Origin of the sequence: Pedobacter sp. Leaf132 (genome assembly GCF_920984695.1) — a bacterium.
GTDB lineage: Bacteria > Bacteroidota > Bacteroidia > Sphingobacteriales > Sphingobacteriaceae > Pedobacter.
The window spans coordinates 114,386-133,610 of record NZ_CAKLBO010000011.1 but is presented as its reverse complement, the minus strand read 5'-3'; the positions used below and the strand labels follow the sequence as shown (position 1 = coordinate 133,610).

Sequence of the window (19,225 nt, the reverse complement as noted above, 5' to 3'; positions counted from 1 at the left end):
AATACGATTTAGCGCAACTTAAGAAACATAAATCCCCACTAACCAACAATCATGTCTAAAAAAATAATTGCCATTGCCTTTTTATGCTTACCGCTAAGTTTTATTCAAGCTCAAACCAAATCATATACTCAAAATATAGAAGGAACATCGCTTCAATTTGATATGTTGGCTATCCCTGCCGGAACTTTTGATATGGGAAATAATGCAGGTGCTGCCGATGAAAAACCTGTGCACACAGTAAAACTTGATGCTTTTTGGATGGGAAAACATGAGGTTACCTGGAATATTTTCGAGCCATTTTTATATCGCGATTACGAATTAAAAGCCAGCAACGGGAAAATACCTGCAAATGTTGATGCAGTAACCCGACCCACCAAACCGTATTTAGATATGACCTTTGGTATGGGTAAAGAAAATCAGCCTGCTATTGCAATGACGCAATATAACGCTATACAATTTTGCAAATGGCTATACGCTCGTACAGGTGTATTTTATCGTTTACCAACCGAAGCCGAATGGGAGTATGCTTGCAGAGCAGGAAGTAAAACCAAATATGCCTTTGGAGATGATGAATCTAAATTAATGGAATACGGCTGGTATAAAGATAACAGCGAAAATAAAACGCATCCGGTAGGAAAAAAAAAACCAAATGCATGGGGTTTGCATGATATGCATGGTAATGTTGCCGAATGGACTTATGACCAATATCTGGAAAATTTTTATTCTCTTGCTAAAGATAAAGTTTCAGAAAATCCGGTTGCTAAACCAGAAAAGCTTTACCCAAACAGTGTACGTGGCGGCTCTTACGATGAAAGCGCCGACAAGCTGACCTCTTCAGTTAGATTAGCTTCAAGCCCTTCGTGGAAACAATTAGACCCACAAATTCCAAAAAGCAATTGGTGGTTTCCAGAAGCACCATTTGTTGGATTAAGATTGGTTAGACCAGTTACGCCTCCATCAAAGGAAGAAATTGATGCCTATTACAACAAAAAACCTATTGCAGATTATTAACCTAAACCAAATAAAACCACATGAAAAAATCTATTTCCTTACAAGAACGCCGTGAATTTTTAAAGGCATCGGCTTTACTTGCCGGAAGTGCAATGCTGAGTTCATTCCCGCTGGCTGGTGCTTATGCATCGGGTTCAGATACCATAAAAATTGCATTAATTGGTTGTGGTGATCGTGGTACGGGAGCTGCCTTTCAAGCTTTAAGCACAAAATACAACATTAAATTGGTTGCCATGGCCGATGCTTTTCAAGATAGAATTGATAAAAGCTATGAAGCCCTTTCGAGCAAATTTGCGGCTAAAATGGATGTTCCGAAAGAACGCCAGTTTGTAGGCTTTGATGCGTATAAACAAGCAATTCCACTGGCAGATGTGGTTCTATTAGTAACACCTCCAGGATTTAGGCCCATTCATTTTGAGGAAGCAGTTAAGCAAAACAAGCAAATTTTTATGGAGAAACCAGTTGCGGTTGATGCACCTGGAATAAGAAAAGTTTTGGCTGCCGCAGAAGAAGCGAAGAAGAAAAAATTAAACGTTGTGGTTGGATTACAGAGAAGATATCAAACCAATTATCGCGAAGCCATGAAACGCATTAATGATGGTGCAATTGGCGATATCATGTCGGGCCAGGTGTATTGGAACAGTGGCGGCGTTTGGGTTAACCCACGGAAAGCGGGCCAAACCGAAATGGAATATCAAATGAGAAACTGGTATTATTTTAACTGGTTATGCGGCGATCATATTGTAGAACAACACGTTCATAACCTTGATATTGCAAATTGGATAAAAAATGCACATCCTGTATCTGTACAGGGAACGGGCAGCCGGGCATGGAGAACCGGTAAAGATTATGGAGAAATTTATGATAACCATTCTATAGAACTAACCTACGCCGATGGTGCTGTAATTCACAGTCAATGCCGCCATTTTGAAGGTATTAGCAACCGTGTTGATGAATCTTTTATGGGTACGAAAGGTAAAATTTACTTATCAGGAAGTAACCAGGCCATAATGAAAGACTATAGCGGAAAAGAATTGTATAACCACAATACAAAAGGGAATGCAAACCCCTACCAAACCGAGCACGATGAACTTTTTGAAGCAATTTCAAAAGGCGAATATAAATTCAATAATGTTGAATATGCGGCAACCAGTACGTTTACTTCTATTATTGGTCGCTATGCAACTTATTCTGGCGAAACCATAAAATGGGATGAAGCATTAGCTGCAAATAATAGTTTAATGCCAGATAAATTTGCCTGGGATGCAATGCCAAAAGTATTGCCAGATGCAAATGGATTGTATCCATACGCAATGCCAGGAAAAACAAAAGTTCTGTAAATGCGATTGTTGCTGCTATTGCTTAATTTAATTTTGGTCAATCTTTTTTTTACAAAAAAAGAACTAAATAAATATGAATTAAATGGAATAGCGCAAGGCACAGACTATAGCATAATTTATTACGCAACAGATAGTTTAGTAAAGAAAAGCGATATTGATAGTTTATTGAATGTTATAGATTTATCAATGTCGCTTTATAAAAGCAATTCACTTATTTCAAAATTTAATTCGGGCAATGGCCCAATAAAAACGGATAAATTTATTGCAGATGTTTTGCAAAAAAGTATTGAAATAAACACCGATACAAAGGGCGCTTTTGATATTACCGTTGCACCATTGGTACAGGCATGGGGTTTTGGTCCGGCAGAGGAAAGACAAGAACCAGATGAGGCCGCAATTAAAGGTCTTCTGCATTGTGTAGGCATGAAAAACATCAGGCTAAAAAATGGAATGCTGAGTAAAACTAAACCTTGTGTTAAAATAGATTTAAACGGAATTGCTCAGGGATATAGCGTAGATTTAATTGCAGAATATCTGGAAGCGAATGGCATAACAAAATATATTGCAGAATTGGGCGGCGAGATTAGAGTTTCGGGACCAAAACCAGATGGTAACAACATCAAAATCGGCGTTGAAGGTCCGGATGCAAACGGAATACCCGTAATCAGGCACATTGTAGCCATAAATTCCGGGGCGATTACAACATCTGGCAATCATAGAAAATTTCACCAGTCGGGTTCTAAAAAAATCTCGCACCTTATAAATCCAAAAACCGGCTATCCATTAAATAATGAAATGATAAGTGTTACCGTTTATGCAAATGATGCCATTACAGCCGATGGTTACGACAATAGTTTAATGGCCATGCATATTAATGATGCTTTAAATTTCGTAGAAAAACACAAAAATATAGAAGCATACTTCGTTTATAAAAATACAGATGGTAAAATTACCGACACGCTTTCTACAGGCTTCAGGAAATTAATTTACATCGAAAATCAATCTAAAAACCAAACAGATGAAAAGAAGTGAATTTATTAAAAGCACTTTGCTCACAGCGGGTGCATTAACTACCGGAGGCACAATTACAAGTGCGTTTGCGTCTAACTCCAATCACAATTCTTTGGCCGATAAAACTTTCAATCTCGACTATGCACCGCACCAGGGCATGTTTCAAAATCATGCAGGCAAAAGTTTTTTAGATCAGATTCAATATATGTATGATAAAGGTTTCCGATCGATTGAAGACAATAGCTTTTTAGGCCGGAGCGTAGATGAACAGGAAAAAATTGGTAATCTCTTATCCAAACTTGGCATGAGAATGGGCGTTTTTGTTGTAGATGGCGGCGATAACTGGAAAACATCTTTAACAACAGGCAAAAAAGAATTCAAAGATAAGTTTATAGAAACCTGTAAAAAATCTGTTGAGGCCGCAAAGCGATGTAATGCGAAATGGCTAACAGTTGTACCAGGTTTTTACGAGCGTAATTTGCCATACGGTAATCAGTTTGCCAATGTAATTGATGCCATGCGTGCGGGTGCAGAAATTTTTGAGCCTCATGGCTTAATAATGGTTTTAGAAACCTTAAGTGATACGCCTGAACTTTTCCTTCAAAAAACAAATGAAACCTATGCGGTTTGTAAGGCGGTAAAAAGTCCATCGTGTAAAATTTTATACGATATTTACCACATGCAACGCACTGAAGGCGACTTAATTAAAACGATAGATAGATGTTGGGATGAAATTGCTTACATCCAGATTGGAGATAATCCGGGTAGAAAAGAACCAACTACCGGTGAAATCAACTATAAAAACATTTTCAAACACCTACACAGCAAAGGCTACAAAGGTGTTATGGGCATGGAGCATGGAAATTCAAAACCAGATAAAGCTGGCGAGCTAGAGGTAATCAAAGCTTATCGCGAAGTTGATAATTTTTTAGCTTGATAATAGATATAGCAGTTTTAAGGTTAACCATTTAAGAAATGTAAGTTTGAATAAGTTTACATTTCTTAAATGGTTATTCTTGCAAGGTTTATGCCTTTAAAACCCAAACAGAAACACTTTTACCATTGCAATGGAATTCGGCAAATCCATTTTCATCAATCATAATTTCGCCTTCTCTTTTGCCTAAAGCATCTACAAATGCTTTGCCAGCAAACTTTTGCCCAACTTCCATTTGTTTAAAACCTTCTTCGCCATTACTCATTAAAACAGCTAAGCCGCTATTTCCGTGTTCATCATCGCCTTCTCTTGTCCAGCCGATGCAATTTCCATGATCTAAATATTCTCTTTGCAAGCCATAAGCATGGCTGGCACGCAATTTACTCATCATTTCAACTTCCGGAATAATCGCTAAGTCTATATGTGTGTCTTCCCCTTCTGGGTTTTTATCGTCGTAAATGCCACCGTAAACATCCGGAAAAAACAGACAAGGAATGCCTTGCTCTCTAAGTAAAATTATAGAATAAGCAAGCGGTCTGAACCAAAATTCTACATAAGATTCTAAGGCTTGCAAAGGTTGCGAATCATGATTATCAACAAAAGTAACCGCTAAAGCCGGGTTAATCTGAACCAAAGTATTATCTAAAATGGTTCGCATATCAAACTCACTTTCTTCCTTACTTGCCGTATAAAAATTTTGGTGTAAAAGCGAATCAAAAATCTGTGTTCTGCCTCCTGTGGTGTCAATATATTCCAATTGACCTTCAATATCAGAAACGTTCCAATCCTCTGCAACAACAAAAAATTGGCGGTTAAACTTTTGATTTAAATGATCCAGCCACTCGATAATAAAATCCGGATTGATGTGTTTTACGGCATCAAGTCTAAAACCATCAACTTTTGTCGTTTCCACATACCATTCGCCCCAATATTTTAATTCATCAATCACCGCCTGGTTCCTATAATCAATGTCGTTGTACATTAAATAATCATAGTTACCGAGTTCAGTAGATGGCACTTTTTCAAAGCCTTCTCCTAAATGATTTTGAATGGAATAAATAGCCGTTTCTTTTATGTCTTCTGCCCAATCTACACCGCTAAAACATAAATGGTCCCAAATAAATTCAGAGTATTTGCCTTGTCGGCCTGGAAAAGTAAATTTTGTCCAGGCTTCAATTTCAAAAACATCACTTGTAAATTCTTCTCTATTATCTGGGTTTACAGTTCTAACCTTCACTTTTTCAAGCTCGTCGCCACCTGCCTTATGGTTAAAAACAATATCTGCTACAACGCTAATTTCATTTTCGTGTAAAGCATCAATAGCTTTTAAATATTCTTCTTTATTACCGTATTTGGTATTTACACCACCCTTTTGGTCAAATTCCCCTAAATCAAACAAATCATAAACTGCATAACCTACATCGTAGGCTGCATTATTCGATTTGTAAGCCGGCGGCATCCAAACCATAGTAACACCAATTTCTTTTAAGTGCGTAGCCTCGTTGGCAACTTTGGTCCACAAATTTTGTTCTTCGTTATAATACCAATGGAAAAATTGGATGATTGTTTGATTTTGCATTAATTCGCTTTTTTTTTATGCTAAGATAACAGGATAGCACATCAATTGTTTTTCAAATTATTATCACAAAATTCATTTGTTTTTTTTGGAAATGTAAGCCACCAAATCATCGGCAATTGCAGCCCCGCTTTCGCTAATAGCCGCTCCCGAAGAAACCTGTGCAACAAGCAAGCACACCTTAAAAATGTAAATTCTGTGCTTAAATCGGGATTGCGGGCTATTCCGCTCAATCTGGTTTATTTAACTCAAGTTTTTCGTCCTTTTGATGGGTTTAAACCACGCCCTGCCACTCCTAAATTTAAGAAAGGAGTTGGAAGGAAGTTATCTTATCCGTCACTCCCACAATGGCCAGAATCCTAAAGCACAACAACTTAAATCATACTACATATCAGTATGCCCATTAAAGCCAAGTGTGACCGTACGAGAGCGAAACTAATTTTAAAAATGGCGAATTAAATTACTTTTCAAATGTTTAAAGCCATTATAGCGCATTTTTATTAATTTCGCCCAATTATGAGTTTGAAAAAGAAATTTGCGAAAGAGAGTTTTACAATAATGAATGAATTGGTGTTGCCAAACGATACCAATACATTAAACAATTTAATGGGCGGACGTTTGCTGCATTGGATGGATATTGCAGCAGCAATTTCTGCTCAAAAGCACTGTAACCGCATTGTTGTAACGGCTTCTGTAGATAATGTTTCTTTTAAGCACCCAATAAAACTGGGCGACGTAATTACTATTGAAGCCAAAGTTACAAGGGCATTTAACACCTCGGTTGAGGTACGTTTAGATGTTTGGGCAGAAAATATTCCGAGTGGTGCACGCCAGAAAAGCAACGAAGCATATTATACTTTTGTAGCGGTTGACCAAAGTGCCCGCACCATTCCTGTACCTGAGCTTTTACCCGAAACTGAAGAAGAAATTGCACTTTTTGATGGCGCATTAAGACGCAGGCAGTTACGCCTCGTTTTAGGTGGAAAAATGAACCCTGATGATGCAAGTGAATTGAAAGCTTTATTTTTCAAATCGTAAATTTTACATAAATTTTCTTTCTTGTTAGGCTGATTGTCTTATTTTAGCAAACCATCATTCGCTAAAAATATGACAACATACACCATACTTATTATTTTAAGCGGATTAGTTATTTTTTCTTATCTGTTTGATTTAGTGGCTAGTAAAACCAAAATTCCTTCGGTTTTACTTTTGCTTTTACTCGGAATCGGGCTCCGTTTTTTAGTTGATTACCTTAAAATTCACACCTTCAATTTTCTCTCGGTTTTGCCAACTTTAGGTACTGTTGGACTAATTTTAATTGTATTTGAAGGTTCTTTAGAACTTAAATATGATAGAGAGAAGAATAAAATTATCAAGAGTGCATTTCTTTCTGCACTAACCATTTTGCTTGGCACAACAACCATAATCACACTAATTATTTATCAAATTTCGCATCGAGATTTATATTCATGCATTGCAAATGCAATTCCATTTAGCGTAATCAGTTCTGCAATCGCCATACCATCGGCCGCTGCCCTTGGTAAACATGATAGAGAATTTGTAATCTATGAATCTTCTTTTTCGGATATTTTAGGCATCATCATCTTTAATTTTGCCATTAGCAATCAATCTATTACGCCTTCGGCATTTATCGGCTTAGGTTTAAGCACCTTTCTTATCATATTGCTTTCGGCAATTGCCTGCGTGGTTCTATTGTATATAATGGGTAAACTTTATCACCACATAAAATTTTTCCTAATTATTTCGATACTTATACTGGTATATGCCATCGGACAATCGTACCATCTTTCTTCTTTGGTACTGATTTTAAGTACAGGTTTGTTTTTAAATAATGCTGATGCAATTCAAAATGCCTGGTTTAGAAGTGTTTTTTTGTATAAAAATTTAACCGCAGATTTATCTCAGCTCTACCAACTCTCTGCAGAAAGTGCGTTTATTTTAAGAACATTCTTCTTCGTAATTTTTGGATTTACAATGAACATACACGAACTGAACAACTTACCTATTATCACTAATGGATTATTTATCCTTTTAGCCATTTACTTAATCAGATTGTTCTTTTTAAAGGTATTTAAGGATGGAAATATCACGCCAATCTTATACATCGCACCACGCGGATTGATAAGCATATTGCTGTATTTTAACTTACCAACATCATTAAAAATGCCGGAAGTTGGTACTTCCTTCCTATTTTTAGTAGTTTTAGGAACCAGTATTTTTATGACTTTTGGCTTAATGCTTAGCAAAAGAAAAGCAGCAGAAACTGCTGCTTAAAACTAACTGCCCATTTCCAGAATTTTATCAAATTCTTCGGCTTTTAAGGGCATTACAGATAATCGGCCCTGACGAACCAAAGAAATATCTTTAAGGCTTTCTTCGGCTTTTATTTGCTCCAGAGAAACCGGATTTTTTAAGGACTCTATAGGTACTAAATCAACTACAACCCAGTTTTTATCTTCAGTTGTTGGGTCTTGATAAGATTCTTTAACAACTTTTGCTACACCAACAACATTTTTGCCTTCGTTGCTATGATAAAAAAGAACCAAATCGCCTTCTTTCATATCTCTTAAATTATTTCGGGCCTGGTAGTTTCTTACACCATCCCAAAATGTTCTTCCATCTTCATTAAATTTCTCCCAGCTGTATTTAAATGGCTCTGATTTTACTAACCAATGTTGTGCTTTAGACATGTTTTAATTGTTTGTGCAAAAATAATAATCTAAAACGAACCAACGTACATTCTTGCTTTTAAATAAAGTTTCTTTCCTTTGAACAGATAAAAACAAAACATAAAATGATGTGTTACTAGCGTTGTGTTGCTTCTAACAATTATTTAAAATCCCTATTTCTATTTAACGTAATCTCCATAAAATTCATCAGACAAAACTGATATTGCATTGAGATTAAAATTGTAATTTTATGTATGAATAAGTCTCAGACATTTTTACTTCTATTGATGCTTTCAGCAAGCGCACAAACGTTTTCTCAAACCGTTCAGCCTGATTCAATTAAAAAAATAGCAGCTACTGATGCTGAAAAATTTAAAATTAGTGATGAAAACCTGAAGAAATTTAAGGCAGAACGTAGCAAAGCTAGTTCAGATATCTTTAAACCTATATCAAGTTCTGCAAATAACGTTTCATTACTTAATGATTCTGTATATGTTATGGCTTATAAGCAAGCTGCCCACAAAAACACTAAGAATGCAATCAAATCGAGCAAGAAACATTCTGCTATAGGAACTGTTGGCTATGTAGCCGGTGGACTTGGTCTTGTGGCTTTAATATTTTTGGGATTAAATCAGATTTAATAACATAAAAAAGGGCTTCAAAATAGATTGAAACCCTTTTATTGCTATTTAAAAATATTATTTTTTGCTATCTAAAGCATTCTCAATTCTATCAGATAAATCTTGTAAATGATATTTGCTTAAACCTGTAGCAGTATTTGCACCCGTTTTAATCATAGCATCAAGTGCTCTTAATTCGCCTTTTACAACAGACGATACATCACTTTGTGATGCAGATAAACCGCCTTGAGTGCTACCGCCTCTACCTACTAAAATTGCATTAGTTGCTGTTGTAGCTGGAGTTGCTGGTTTAATAATCGAAATTAATTTATCTACATACATTTTCTGCAGATTTCTTCTGTAAACATCAATTGCCTGGTTAGATTTTAATTCTGTAAAAATAGAACCATTTAAATCGGTAAATAAATCGGTTATTTTATAGGCAGATGCGCCATCCAGAGCTTCAGCAGAAATAAGCTTAGTTAAGGTGCTTGTGCCTAATAACCTATTGATGGTTGTATTTTGCAATCTTCCAACTACTTCCAATCCATCTTCAGAGATGTTATCTAAAATTGGCTTATTCAATAACCATGTTGGTGTTTTAAACAATTGCGTATCTAAAAATGTCATTGCCTCTTTTTGTGTTGCGGCAGGTGTACGCTCATAAACAGCGCCTTCTTGTTCTACAGTTTTTGGATTTTCGTAAACACCACCAATGTTTTTAGCCACATGACCCATATAACGACCGAATTGAGTTGTTAACTGACCGTACATGTTCGAAAGGTTGTCATAACCATCAGCAGGCTCTTTAGTCCATTCAGGAAGGCTATTTAAAATTACTTTTAGATTTTTGATACCATAAGTACTTGCTTTCATCGCATTGTCTGATAAATCTTCATTTTGCGAATGCGGATCATCAGGATTTGTTTCAGTTCCAAACCATAATCTGCGGTTTTTAGCAGATTCGATAACCATTTTATTTAGAATTGGAACTTCTTGCTGAGCATTTTTAGTTTCCGGGAAGTATTTATAACCCCACTCAATTGCCCATTTATCATAATCGCCGATGCGAGGATATAATCCTTTTGGCGAAATTTTATCTTCTGGTTGCGCTACATAGTTAAAGCGGGCATAATCCATTATCGATGGTGTGTGACCGTTAGCTTCAACCCATTTTTTATCTCTCAATAATTCTGTTGGAACGGTTGAGCTTGAACCATAATTGTGACGTAAACCTAATGTATGACCAACCTCGTGAGAAGAAACAAAACGAATTAAATCGCCCATTAATTCATCGCTAAAAGTCATTTTGCGAGCTCTTGAATCAACCGCAGCAGTTTGAATCATATACCAGTCGTGTACCAATTTTTGAACATTATGAAACCAGTTAATGTGGCTTTCCATAATTTCTCCACTGCGTGGATCAGAAATACTTGGTCCGCTTGCATTGGCGATTTCTGATGGTTTGTAAACAATAGCAGAGTTACGGGCATCATCAATACTCCAGGTAGAATCTTGTTTAAAGGTTGGTGCCTCTTTACCCATTACGGCATTTTTAAAACCGGCTTTTTCAAAAGCTTTAGCCCAATCGTTAACACCCGCAATTAAATATGGCACCCATTTTTTTGGTGTTGCAGGGTCGATATAGAAAATAATTGGTTTAATTGGCTCGACTAATTCGCCACGTTTATATTTAGCTAAATCTTGTGGTTTTGGTTCTAATCTCCATCTTTTAATTAATTCTATTTCTTTTACACCCTGTGGATTCAAATCAAAATCTGTATAACCTACTGCAAAATAACCAACACGAGGATCGAAATAACGAGCCTTCATAGGTACTTTAGGTAAAATAACCAGCGAAGTGTTTAACTCAACAGTTGATGAACCTGCAGAAGCTGTACTACCCATTGAAGGCGCAGCACCACCACCAAAAGGATTTGCAGCTGCTGTTAAGCTATAGGTTTTAACCGTGCTGATTTCTACGTTAGTTGGGAAACTCCTTAAATTTAGAATATAACTTCTGTCGGCTTGTTGAGCGCCTAACCTAAATCTGGTTTTTGATAAAGGAGAACTGAAATAGAAAATATCATTATCGCTGTTTAAATAATCGGTAATATCAATTACACTTCCTTTTTTATCTGGTGTGTAAGCAGCAATATTAAAGGATGCTGCAATTGCCTGGATATTTGAATTTTTTAACGACTGGTACATTGAAGTTGTACTATCCGGGCCATAAGTTCTATAGCTTACTTTACGCATAAAAATGCGGTTGCTTGGCCCTTTTTCGAAACGGATAACCGCACTTCCAATCTGGTCGCCGGCGTAACCTTGTACCGCTCTCACTTCTGCACCCGATTTTGAAATTCTGCTAACCACTAAAATATCTCTCCCTAAAGTAGTATCAGCAATTTCAAAAAAGAATTTATCTTCGATTTTGTGCGTGGTAATCATGCCTTTACGGGTAGAGGCTTTTGAAGTAATTACCTGATCGTATGGTTTTGGCTGGGCTTTTACGCCCGAACCTAAGGCAGCTCCAGGAGCTCTTCTGGTAGAATCGCTTGTTGCAGCACCAGCGCCTTGCCTTACCTGCGCCGAAGCAAAGGTAACGGCAGAAACAGCAAACAATATGCTGAGTAAATTTTTCTTCATAACAAATTAGTTGATTTTACCGTAAATATAGCTTAGAACCTATACTAGACAATATTTTCGGTAATAACTTTTAAGTTACAAAGGCATTAATTATTATTTTTTTTTACCTTGATTGATATCTATGCAGAAAACGTGGGATTTTCTATTATTCCGATAACATTTCCGAATGGATCGAAGATACTACCAACCCAAATTGGCCCGCCAACGTTATTGGGTGCCTCATGAACGTCGATATTTAATTCAGCATAACGTTCAAAAGCTTTTTTAATATCAGTAACACCCCAATAAGTTATAGAATGATTGCCATCACTAAAACCAGCATCAACCGGATGCAAGCCCAACTCAAAACCACCTACATTATAGCCTACGTAAAAAGGCTCATCAAAATATGGTTCAATTTCGAAAACCTTTTTATACCATTCTTTTGCAGCTTCTAAATCGCTTACAGAATAAACTATTGTTCTTAATCCTTGTAACATTTTTTGATTGATTAGTTAGGTGATTGATTGGTTAGTTGGTTGTCGAAAGTTTGACAATTGTAATTGGTTTTTGGAAATAATTATTTGATTTTTTGGTTATTGCAATTTGGTAATTGTTTTTTGGCAATTGCACTTTGGTAATTGTTTTTTGGTTATTGCAATTTGGTAATTGTTTTTTGGTAATTATATAACTTAATGTACAATTTTAAAAACCAGTTCTTTTAAAAGTTCACCATCGTTAACATTTCCCGAACTATCTAAACCTTTACTTTTCAAATCATATTCTCTAAGCAAACCAATAATCTGAAAAACTTTTCCGGTATTATAATTACGTGCTGCCATCTCGTAATCTTTAATAAAATAAGGTGAAACACCCAAAGCAGAGGCTGCATCAGCTTTATTTGGTACGTAATGATATTTTAAAAGTTTTGTGAAATAGCCACCCAGATTAGCCATCACCATTACGATTGGATTTGCTTTTGGGTTACTTGCAAAATAATTTATGATTTTATTACACTTTAAAATATCGCGGATAGCCAATGCTTTTTGTAATTCAAAAACATTATATTCTTTACTAATACCGATGTTTTTTTGCACCAAATCGGCATTGATGGTTACCCCTTTTGGCACATTTAGCATTAATTTTTCAATCTCGTTGGCAATTTTTGATAAATCAGTTCCTAAATATTCTGCCATCAAGGCCGATGCCTGTTGATCTATTTTATAACCTTTTTCTTTAATAAAATCTTCAATCCATGGAACCAGTTTATAATCTCTAACTAAATCTGATTGAAAAATTAAACCGCTTTTATTTATGGCTTTATAAACCTTTTTTCTTTTATCAAAATTGGCATATTTATAAGCTAAAACTAAAATGGTACTTGGTAAAGGTTTTTCAAAATAATTTAAAACGAATTCGCCTTCTTTACTGCCAGCATCTTCCTTTCCCCACTTTAAATCTTGTGCCTCTTTAACAATTACAACCTGGTAATCAGACATCATTGGATAACGTTTTGCAGCACCTAAAACGGTTGCCATATCTGTATCTTTTCCGTATAATACAGTTTGATTGAAACCTTTTTCGGCCTCGCTCAATAATTTATCTTCGATGTAATCTGTTATTTGGTCGATGTAAAAAGCTTCTTCTCCATGCAACAAATACACAGGTTTAAATTTTCTGGCTTTTATATCTTTAATAATTTCGGAAGCAGTCATTGCTGTAAAATTACAATTTAGCTTTTACGATTTAGATAAATGTTTATAAACAATATTAACTTTGGCTCTTGTTGCTTAATTGTTCAATAGTTTGATTGATGATTGTTTAATTGTTTGATTGATGATTGCCAAATTGTTTAATTGTTTGATTATCTAAACTAAATGTTTAATCCTACCCCGCTTAACCTTCCGCCATATCCATTTAAAATTACCCAAAAAGATGGTGTGGTTTTTATTTTTGATGAGTTAAGAAAAAAGCATTTGGTTTTAACGCCTGAAGAATGGGTTAGGCAACATTTTATTCAGGATTTAATCCTTAACAAGAAATTCCCGAAAACATTAATTCAAATTGAAGGCGGCCTGATGTTAAACCAACTGCAAAAGCGTAGTGATATTTTGATTTATAACACTGCCGGAGAAAAGTTAATGCTTATTGAATGCAAAGCACCGAAAGTGAAAATTACTGAAGCTGTATTTGAGCAAGCATCGAGGTATAATTCCATACATCAAGCTAAATGGATTGTACTTACAAACGGCTTGCAACACGTATTTGCCAAGATGGATTTAATTAAAGCAAGCTTTGTTTTTACACCAGAAATGCCTGATTATCTGGATTTATAATAGAAGAAATTTTAAACCGTCATTTCGAGCTTAGCCGGGAAATCTTTAAAACTTATAATCGATTGAAGTTTACAAACTCTTTAAAGTAAATTCATTTGGCAAACTGAAGATTATAGTAGAAGATGTTAAAACCTTTACTGTCATCCTGAGGCACGAAGGATCCGTTTCCTAGGAGGCAGATCCTTCGTACCTCAGGATGACAAAGCCTTACAAATTATACTCTGGCTTCCAAACTTGTTTATTGCCAGAATAAATAGCCTCATTACACATGGCTACACATATAGCTGCCTGAGTACCGGTTTTCACATTTGATGCTGGTAGTTTGCCAGAAATAACTGATTCATAAAACTCATCAAGCGCATAAGTTGTTCCGTCTTTAGTTGGTGTATCCAAAATCGGGATTCCACCATCTTTATTTACCACGATTTTTGTTGCTCCGGTAACGCCATCAACAATACCTAATTCTTTTTTAGTTTGTTGTTCCGGATAAAAAATCCCGGTATCGGTAAGCAATGATACAGAACCTTTGGTGCCTTTAATTTTGAAGAGATAACCATCATGAGCATTACCACAAGTAGCACCGAAATTGCCAATCATACCTGCCTTTTCATACCTAAGCATGGTTTGAATATTATCGTAAGTTTCTCTACCATCTTTAAAAACGTCAATTCCGCCTGTTCCGGTAATTACATCAGGCTGTGTTTCAAAAGCCCAATTGATAAAATCTATTTGATGGGAAAGTAACTCGGCTGCTAAGCCACCAGAATATTCTTTGTACATACGCCAGTTAATCTGCCTTTCTAGTTTCGGGTCGTTAACTTTTCTACGCCAGTTTCCATTTCTATCCCAACGGCAATCTACCTGAGAAACTTCGCCCAAATAACCACTTCTTATCATATCTTTTACCTTAAAATATAGTGGCGAATAACGATACTGGTAGCCCACCTGATAAACTTGTTTTGGATGTTTTAAAACCAAACTCCGCAACTCCAAGGCCTGTGCGATGTTGTAAGTCATGGTTTTTTCTACATAAATATGTTTACCGGCCAAAACTGCATCTTTGGCGATGTGAAAATGCTCACTTAAAGGCGTTGCGATAAATACTGCATCTATATTTTTATCGTCTAAAATCTGCTTATAGTTTTTAATGGCTTTAGCCGATGCTGGTACGTATTTCTTGGTTTCATCTAACCTAAAATCTAAAACATCGCAATAAGCAACGATATTAAACTTTGCTGGCATCGATTTAATTACAGACAAAACACCCTTGCCCCTATCACCGCAGCCAATCATTGCAATATTGATTATTTTTTCGCGGTTTAAACTGAGCTTTGCAACTGCAGCATCGGCCACAAGTAAACCTGAACTGAACAAAGCTGATTTTTTAATAAACGAACGGCGGTGCATAATAGAAAAATAATCTGTTTTTAGTTGATAGCTAATTGTAAATATAAGTTTTTGGAGCGCAACGATTTGTAATTCTTGATTTTTTAATCGTCCGTCATTGCGAGGCACGAAGCAATCTATCATATATTCTCAGAGATTGCTTAGTGCCTCGCAATGACGTAATGTTGAGCAGGGCTTTAGCAAAAAAAGCGTTAATTGTAAACCCGATAGCAGCGAAAATCTTTTTAAATAAGCGCTAACCTTTAATATACCTTCATTCTGAGGAACGAAGAATCTCTTTGATAGTTGTAGATTCTTCGTTCATCAAAATGACAGAAGTTATTTAAAAAATTGCAGCGAATAGCGGGACTGTAGTCTGCCATGAAGCGGCTGACATTCATTTTCAAAAAAAAATACTAAAAACAGACCTATTTATCGAATCGGGTTTTAAAACACTCGATAAACTCAGATTACCAATTCGCCAAAGTTATGCTACTTTAAGGTTTTAATTTTGATGGTTCTAAAATCTACTTTGTTACCATGATCTTGAAGTAAAATATGTCCTTTAGCGGCCTGTCCAAAGTTTTCCCAATCTTTATACTTACTTATGGCAACCAATTTTTTAAATTCTTCTGAACCACGAACATATTCTAAAACTTTAACCCCATTTAAATAATGCTCTACTTTATTGTTAGGATAAACCACTAATCGAGCATTATTCCAACTGCCTATCGGGCGAAGATAACGTGGCTCTTTTTTAGCGGTAATTAAATCGTAAAGTGAGGCCAAAGTACGATTACCATCTCTGCCAAGTTTAGCATCCGGATGCAAAACATCATCTAAAACCTGATATTCCAGACCAATTGCCGAACCTGCGCTTTTCTCATTTAAGGTTACAAAATATTTAACCCCGCTATTTGCGCCGGGCGTAAGCTTAAATTCGAAAGACATATCAAATGCAGAAAATTCTTCTTTTGTTACAATATCGCCACCGTTTGTAGATTCTGCACCACCAGATGGCTCGACACTAATTACGCCATCAGCAATTTTCCAGCCCTTTGCCGGAAATGTAGTTTTGTGTGCGGCAACCCAACCGTTGCTCGTTTTACCATCAAAAAGCAATTTATAGCCTTCAGATTTTTCGTATTGTGATAAAGCATTTGGCGTTAAATTAACGGTGTAAATCCCTTTTAGGAATGCTTTTGGCTTTAAATTTTCGGTTTGAATATTGATGTTTTTGAAATAAACCTTTTTGCCATCGTTGCTCAATTCATTTCCAATTCCATGTACCTGCAAACCTATAAAGCCAGATTTATCCAAAGTATCGATTACGTAAGCCACAGGTTTTCCATTAACCCAGGTTTTAAGTTCGTTACCAATGTTTTCTATGCGGTAATGATTAAAGTCATTCCTTTTGTAAAGTGGTTTTGCATCCGGATTTAACTCTAAAGGATAAAGCCATAGCCTACGTGCTTCATCGTAAATACCGCCCGTCCATGCTCTTGGCGCAGGGTCTATTTCCATTTGCCTACCATAAACCAAACCTTTTCCGTTGTTTCCTTCTGGCTTTATATGGCTACGGGTTTGAATGCCCGAATTTGTAGTTTCTCCTTCAAGCTTAACATCAAGCTCGAGAATAAAATCGCCGTATTCTTGTTCGGTAATCAGAAAAGAATTTGGCGTTCCTTTTGTCATGGTGCCAACAATTGCACCTTCTTCTACTTTGTAAGGCGCTGCACCCGCAACGGCTTTCCAACCATTTAAAGTTTTACCATCAAAAAGCGGCTTTGATTTTTGTGCAAAGGCTGATAAACTAATTAATGAAAGGGTTAAAATGCTATATTTTTTTATGTTGAACATTTTTCTAGTGTTTTCGTCATTGAGAGGCACGAAGCAATCCATTAAAGAGATTGCTTCGTGACCCGCAATGACGATGTTTTATATATTAATATTTAAAAACTTTTCCGTTAGCAATTACTTCTTGTTTGCCTTCATCAAAAACTGCTTTTGCGCCTGTACGAACCGCTGCATTAGTCATGATGTTTGCAATTGAATGTGAATAACCAGCTTCTACAGGTGCATTTGGTGTTTTACGACTACGTACGCATTCCATCCAATTTCTCATGTGACCGGAAGTTAGTGCGTCGCCACCCATATTTGCGCCAGTTGCGGCTTTTATTTCCGATTTACTTAAATCTAATTCTGGCAAAAGATTGGCTTTCATACCCATCGCGGCAGCTTCTCTTTCTCTTAAACCACCTTTTGGAGATATTTTATTGGTGATTAAATTTAATTCACCACCGTTAGAATAGTAAACTTCGCCAGTATCGCCAACGCTATTTTGCATTCTCGATGTGAAGGTAACCTGAAATCCATCTTCTGAATTTGGCTGACCGTAATCAAAAACGGCTACCATCGAATCCCAGTTTCTACGTCCATCTTTCCAGGTGTAAATTCCGCCGTTTGCAACCACACTTCTTGGGTGTTTTAAATTGGTAAACCAATGTACGGTATCAATTTGGTGCGACATCCATTGTCCTGGCATACCAGAAGAATATGGCCAAAACAATCTATATTCTAAATATTTCCGAGGGTCGAATGCTTCATTCGGACGATTTAACAAAAACCTTTTCCAATCTATATCTTCTTCCTTTAATTTGGCCACTAATTCCGGCCTGCGCCAACGGCCAGGTTGATTCACATTCCAAACTAAGTCCACGGCAGTAATCGGTCCAAACTTTCCCTCCTGAATAAATTTAGCAGCGTTTGCATAGTTTTCTCCACTTCTACGCTGAGAACCAATCTGAACAATTCTATCTGTAGCTTTAACAGCTTTGAGTGCGGCTTTTGCATCGTCCATTGTTTCGGCAAAAGGTTTTTCTACGTAAGCATCGCAATTGGCTTTAACGGCTTCGATGGTATGTAAAGCATGTTGAAAATCGGCTGTGCTAATAATTACAGCATCTAAATCTTTGGTTGCATAAAGCTCGTCGTTATTTCTGCAAGCCTTTATATCATGTCCGAGTTTTTCTTTTAAATGTGCAATACCTAAATCTCTACGGTAATTCCATAAATCTGAAAGCCCAACAATATCAAAGTTTAATTCTTTGTTGTGATTCAAAAAACAAGGTAACAGCGTATCTTTAAAACGGTCAGAAAAACCGACTACGCCTACTCGAACACGGTCGTTTGCACCAATAATTCTGCCATAGCTTTTTGCGCTCATGCCCATTGTGCCGGCGTAAGTCGCCGCAGCAAATACAGCCGATTGCTTTATAAATTTTCTTCTGGAGTTTTCCATTTGAGGATTTTGGGTTTAGAATCTGATTAGAAAGTGCTCATAACATTAAACGTTTTAGCATCGTTCAATGTTACCAAAATATGATTTTTAGTTGATAGATTTAATAGGTTTTGGTAACATTTTAGAAACGGTGACACATGGGAAAGACTAGAAAACCTACACTTGTGAGGCTTAAAAGAACCTCACCCTCTGAAAGGTAGAAATTATTGAAACTTTAGTGCATTACTCTCCTTGAAGAGAGGGAAACGAAGGCTTGTGGTTTAAACCCTGATTTATAGAACGGAACAAAAACCCCTCTCTTAAAGGAGAGGGAATGTAGCAAGTTGCCTGACCAAAAACATTAATAGGGTGAGGTTATTGAGAGGGCTGTAAAAACCTCACCCTTTGAAAGG

General features: G+C 36.5%; 16 protein-coding genes. 8 read left to right on the top strand and 8 right to left on the bottom strand.

Going from position 1 to position 19,225, the window contains the following annotated elements; translation table 11 throughout:
- Window positions 1-51 precede the first annotated feature (51 nt).
- From LUA86_RS17130 to LUA86_RS17115, 4 genes are read left to right on the top strand one after another with little or no spacing between them, the layout of a single operon-like run.
- Entirely contained in the window at window positions 52-1,011 is a 960-nt protein-coding gene (locus LUA86_RS17130; protein ID WP_231465052.1) for an SUMF1/EgtB/PvdO family nonheme iron enzyme, read from the top strand.
- A gap of 20 nt (window positions 1,012-1,031) precedes the next feature.
- Window positions 1,032-2,351 carry a Gfo/Idh/MocA family protein gene (locus LUA86_RS17125; RefSeq protein ID WP_231465050.1) on the top strand — a complete coding sequence of 440 codons (1,320 nt, stop codon included), beginning with the start codon at window positions 1,032-1,034 and terminating at the stop codon, window positions 2,349-2,351.
- 33 nt (window positions 2,352-2,384) lie between these two features.
- Window positions 2,385-3,383 carry an FAD:protein FMN transferase gene (locus LUA86_RS17120; RefSeq protein ID WP_231465048.1) on the top strand — a complete coding sequence of 333 codons (999 nt, stop codon included), beginning with the start codon at window positions 2,385-2,387 and terminating at the stop codon, window positions 3,381-3,383.
- A complete protein-coding gene (locus tag LUA86_RS17115) occupies window positions 3,370-4,299 on the top strand; it encodes a hydroxypyruvate isomerase family protein (protein ID WP_231465046.1) in 930 nt (309 codons plus the stop codon). Before LUA86_RS17120 ends, LUA86_RS17115 begins: the two co-directional genes overlap by 14 nt.
- 88 nt (window positions 4,300-4,387) lie before the next feature.
- Here the strand turns inward: LUA86_RS17115 and LUA86_RS17110 are convergent, their stop codons facing one another.
- On the bottom strand, window positions 4,388-5,875 hold the full coding sequence (locus tag LUA86_RS17110; protein ID WP_231465044.1) for an alpha-amylase: 1,488 nt from the start codon (window positions 5,873-5,875) through the stop codon (window positions 4,388-4,390).
- Window positions 5,876-6,388: 513 nt separating this feature from the next.
- Between LUA86_RS17110 and LUA86_RS17105 the strand changes: the two genes are divergently transcribed.
- A complete protein-coding gene (locus LUA86_RS17105; RefSeq protein ID WP_231465042.1) occupies window positions 6,389-6,910 on the top strand; it encodes an acyl-CoA thioesterase in 522 nt (173 codons plus the stop codon).
- A 69-nt stretch (window positions 6,911-6,979) separates the two neighbouring features.
- Complete coding sequence (locus LUA86_RS17100; protein WP_231465040.1) at window positions 6,980-8,167, top strand: cation:proton antiporter; 1,188 nt, start codon at window positions 6,980-6,982, stop codon at window positions 8,165-8,167.
- Window positions 8,168-8,169: 2 nt separating this feature from the next.
- Here LUA86_RS17100 and LUA86_RS17095 read toward each other — a convergent pair whose 3' ends face one another.
- Window positions 8,170-8,583 carry an EVE domain-containing protein gene (locus tag LUA86_RS17095; RefSeq protein WP_231465038.1) on the bottom strand — a complete coding sequence of 138 codons (414 nt, stop codon included), beginning with the start codon at window positions 8,581-8,583 and terminating at the stop codon, window positions 8,170-8,172.
- A 233-nt stretch (window positions 8,584-8,816) separates the two neighbouring features.
- Here LUA86_RS17095 and LUA86_RS17090 point away from each other — a divergent pair, with 233 nt between their 5' ends.
- Window positions 8,817-9,203, top strand: coding sequence for a hypothetical protein (locus tag LUA86_RS17090; RefSeq protein ID WP_231465036.1), 387 nt, complete (start codon window positions 8,817-8,819; stop codon window positions 9,201-9,203).
- A 57-nt stretch (window positions 9,204-9,260) separates the two neighbouring features.
- Here LUA86_RS17090 and LUA86_RS17085 read toward each other — a convergent pair whose 3' ends face one another.
- The 3 genes from LUA86_RS17085 to holA form a co-directional block, all read right to left on the bottom strand.
- Window positions 9,261-11,831, bottom strand: a complete 2,571-nt coding sequence (locus tag LUA86_RS17085; protein ID WP_231465035.1) for a zinc-dependent metalloprotease — start codon at window positions 11,829-11,831, stop codon at window positions 9,261-9,263.
- 119 nt (window positions 11,832-11,950) lie between these two features.
- The gene (locus LUA86_RS17080) at window positions 11,951-12,310 is read right to left on the bottom strand and encodes a VOC family protein (RefSeq protein ID WP_231465033.1); all 360 of its coding nucleotides are present in this window, start codon (window positions 12,308-12,310) and stop codon (window positions 11,951-11,953) included.
- Window positions 12,311-12,502: 192 nt separating this feature from the next.
- Window positions 12,503-13,525 carry a DNA polymerase III subunit delta gene (holA, locus tag LUA86_RS17075; protein ID WP_231465031.1) on the bottom strand — a complete coding sequence of 341 codons (1,023 nt, stop codon included), beginning with the start codon at window positions 13,523-13,525 and terminating at the stop codon, window positions 12,503-12,505.
- 162 nt (window positions 13,526-13,687) lie between these two features.
- Here holA and LUA86_RS17070 point away from each other — a divergent pair, with 162 nt between their 5' ends.
- Complete coding sequence (locus LUA86_RS17070) at window positions 13,688-14,146, top strand: type I restriction enzyme HsdR N-terminal domain-containing protein (RefSeq protein ID WP_231465029.1); 459 nt, start codon at window positions 13,688-13,690, stop codon at window positions 14,144-14,146.
- A 207-nt stretch (window positions 14,147-14,353) separates the two neighbouring features.
- Here LUA86_RS17070 and LUA86_RS17065 read toward each other — a convergent pair whose 3' ends face one another.
- The 3 genes from LUA86_RS17065 to LUA86_RS17055 form a co-directional block, all read right to left on the bottom strand.
- Window positions 14,354-15,676, bottom strand: coding sequence for a Gfo/Idh/MocA family protein (locus LUA86_RS17065; protein WP_231465027.1), 1,323 nt, complete (start codon window positions 15,674-15,676; stop codon window positions 14,354-14,356).
- Between the two features lie 348 nt (window positions 15,677-16,024).
- Window positions 16,025-17,392, bottom strand: a complete 1,368-nt coding sequence (locus LUA86_RS17060) for a DUF1080 domain-containing protein (RefSeq protein ID WP_231465025.1) — start codon at window positions 17,390-17,392, stop codon at window positions 16,025-16,027.
- A gap of 85 nt (window positions 17,393-17,477) precedes the next feature.
- The gene (locus LUA86_RS17055; protein WP_231465024.1) at window positions 17,478-18,833 is read right to left on the bottom strand and encodes a Gfo/Idh/MocA family protein; all 1,356 of its coding nucleotides are present in this window, start codon (window positions 18,831-18,833) and stop codon (window positions 17,478-17,480) included.
- Window positions 18,834-19,225 lie beyond the last annotated feature (392 nt).

What these genes read in the sequence shown, in the direction of transcription:
- LUA86_RS17130 (WP_231465052.1), top strand. Translation starts at nt 52, where the DNA reads ATGTCTAAAAAAATAATTGCCATTGCCTTTTTATGCTTACCGCTAAGT.
- LUA86_RS17125 (WP_231465050.1), top strand. Translation starts at nt 1,032, where the DNA reads ATGAAAAAATCTATTTCCTTACAAGAACGCCGTGAATTTTTAAAGGCA.
- LUA86_RS17115 (WP_231465046.1), top strand. Translation starts at nt 3,370, where the DNA reads ATGAAAAGAAGTGAATTTATTAAAAGCACTTTGCTCACAGCGGGTGCA.
- LUA86_RS17110 (WP_231465044.1), bottom strand. Translation starts at nt 5,875, where the DNA reads ATGCAAAATCAAACAATCATCCAATTTTTCCATTGGTATTATAACGAA.
- LUA86_RS17105 (WP_231465042.1), top strand. Translation starts at nt 6,389, where the DNA reads ATGAGTTTGAAAAAGAAATTTGCGAAAGAGAGTTTTACAATAATGAAT.
- LUA86_RS17100 (WP_231465040.1), top strand. Translation starts at nt 6,980, where the DNA reads ATGACAACATACACCATACTTATTATTTTAAGCGGATTAGTTATTTTT.
- LUA86_RS17095 (WP_231465038.1), bottom strand. Translation starts at nt 8,583, where the DNA reads ATGTCTAAAGCACAACATTGGTTAGTAAAATCAGAGCCATTTAAATAC.
- LUA86_RS17090 (WP_231465036.1), top strand. Translation starts at nt 8,817, where the DNA reads ATGAATAAGTCTCAGACATTTTTACTTCTATTGATGCTTTCAGCAAGC.
- LUA86_RS17085 (WP_231465035.1), bottom strand. Translation starts at nt 11,831, where the DNA reads ATGAAGAAAAATTTACTCAGCATATTGTTTGCTGTTTCTGCCGTTACC.
- LUA86_RS17080 (WP_231465033.1), bottom strand. Translation starts at nt 12,310, where the DNA reads ATGTTACAAGGATTAAGAACAATAGTTTATTCTGTAAGCGATTTAGAA.
- holA (WP_231465031.1), bottom strand. Translation starts at nt 13,525, where the DNA reads ATGACTGCTTCCGAAATTATTAAAGATATAAAAGCCAGAAAATTTAAA.
- LUA86_RS17070 (WP_231465029.1), top strand. Translation starts at nt 13,688, where the DNA reads ATGTTTAATCCTACCCCGCTTAACCTTCCGCCATATCCATTTAAAATT.
- LUA86_RS17065 (WP_231465027.1), bottom strand. Translation starts at nt 15,676, where the DNA reads ATGATAGATTGCTTCGTGCCTCGCAATGACGGACGATTAAAAAATCAA.
- LUA86_RS17060 (WP_231465025.1), bottom strand. Translation starts at nt 17,392, where the DNA reads ATGTTCAACATAAAAAAATATAGCATTTTAACCCTTTCATTAATTAGT.
- LUA86_RS17055 (WP_231465024.1), bottom strand. Translation starts at nt 18,833, where the DNA reads ATGGAAAACTCCAGAAGAAAATTTATAAAGCAATCGGCTGTATTTGCT.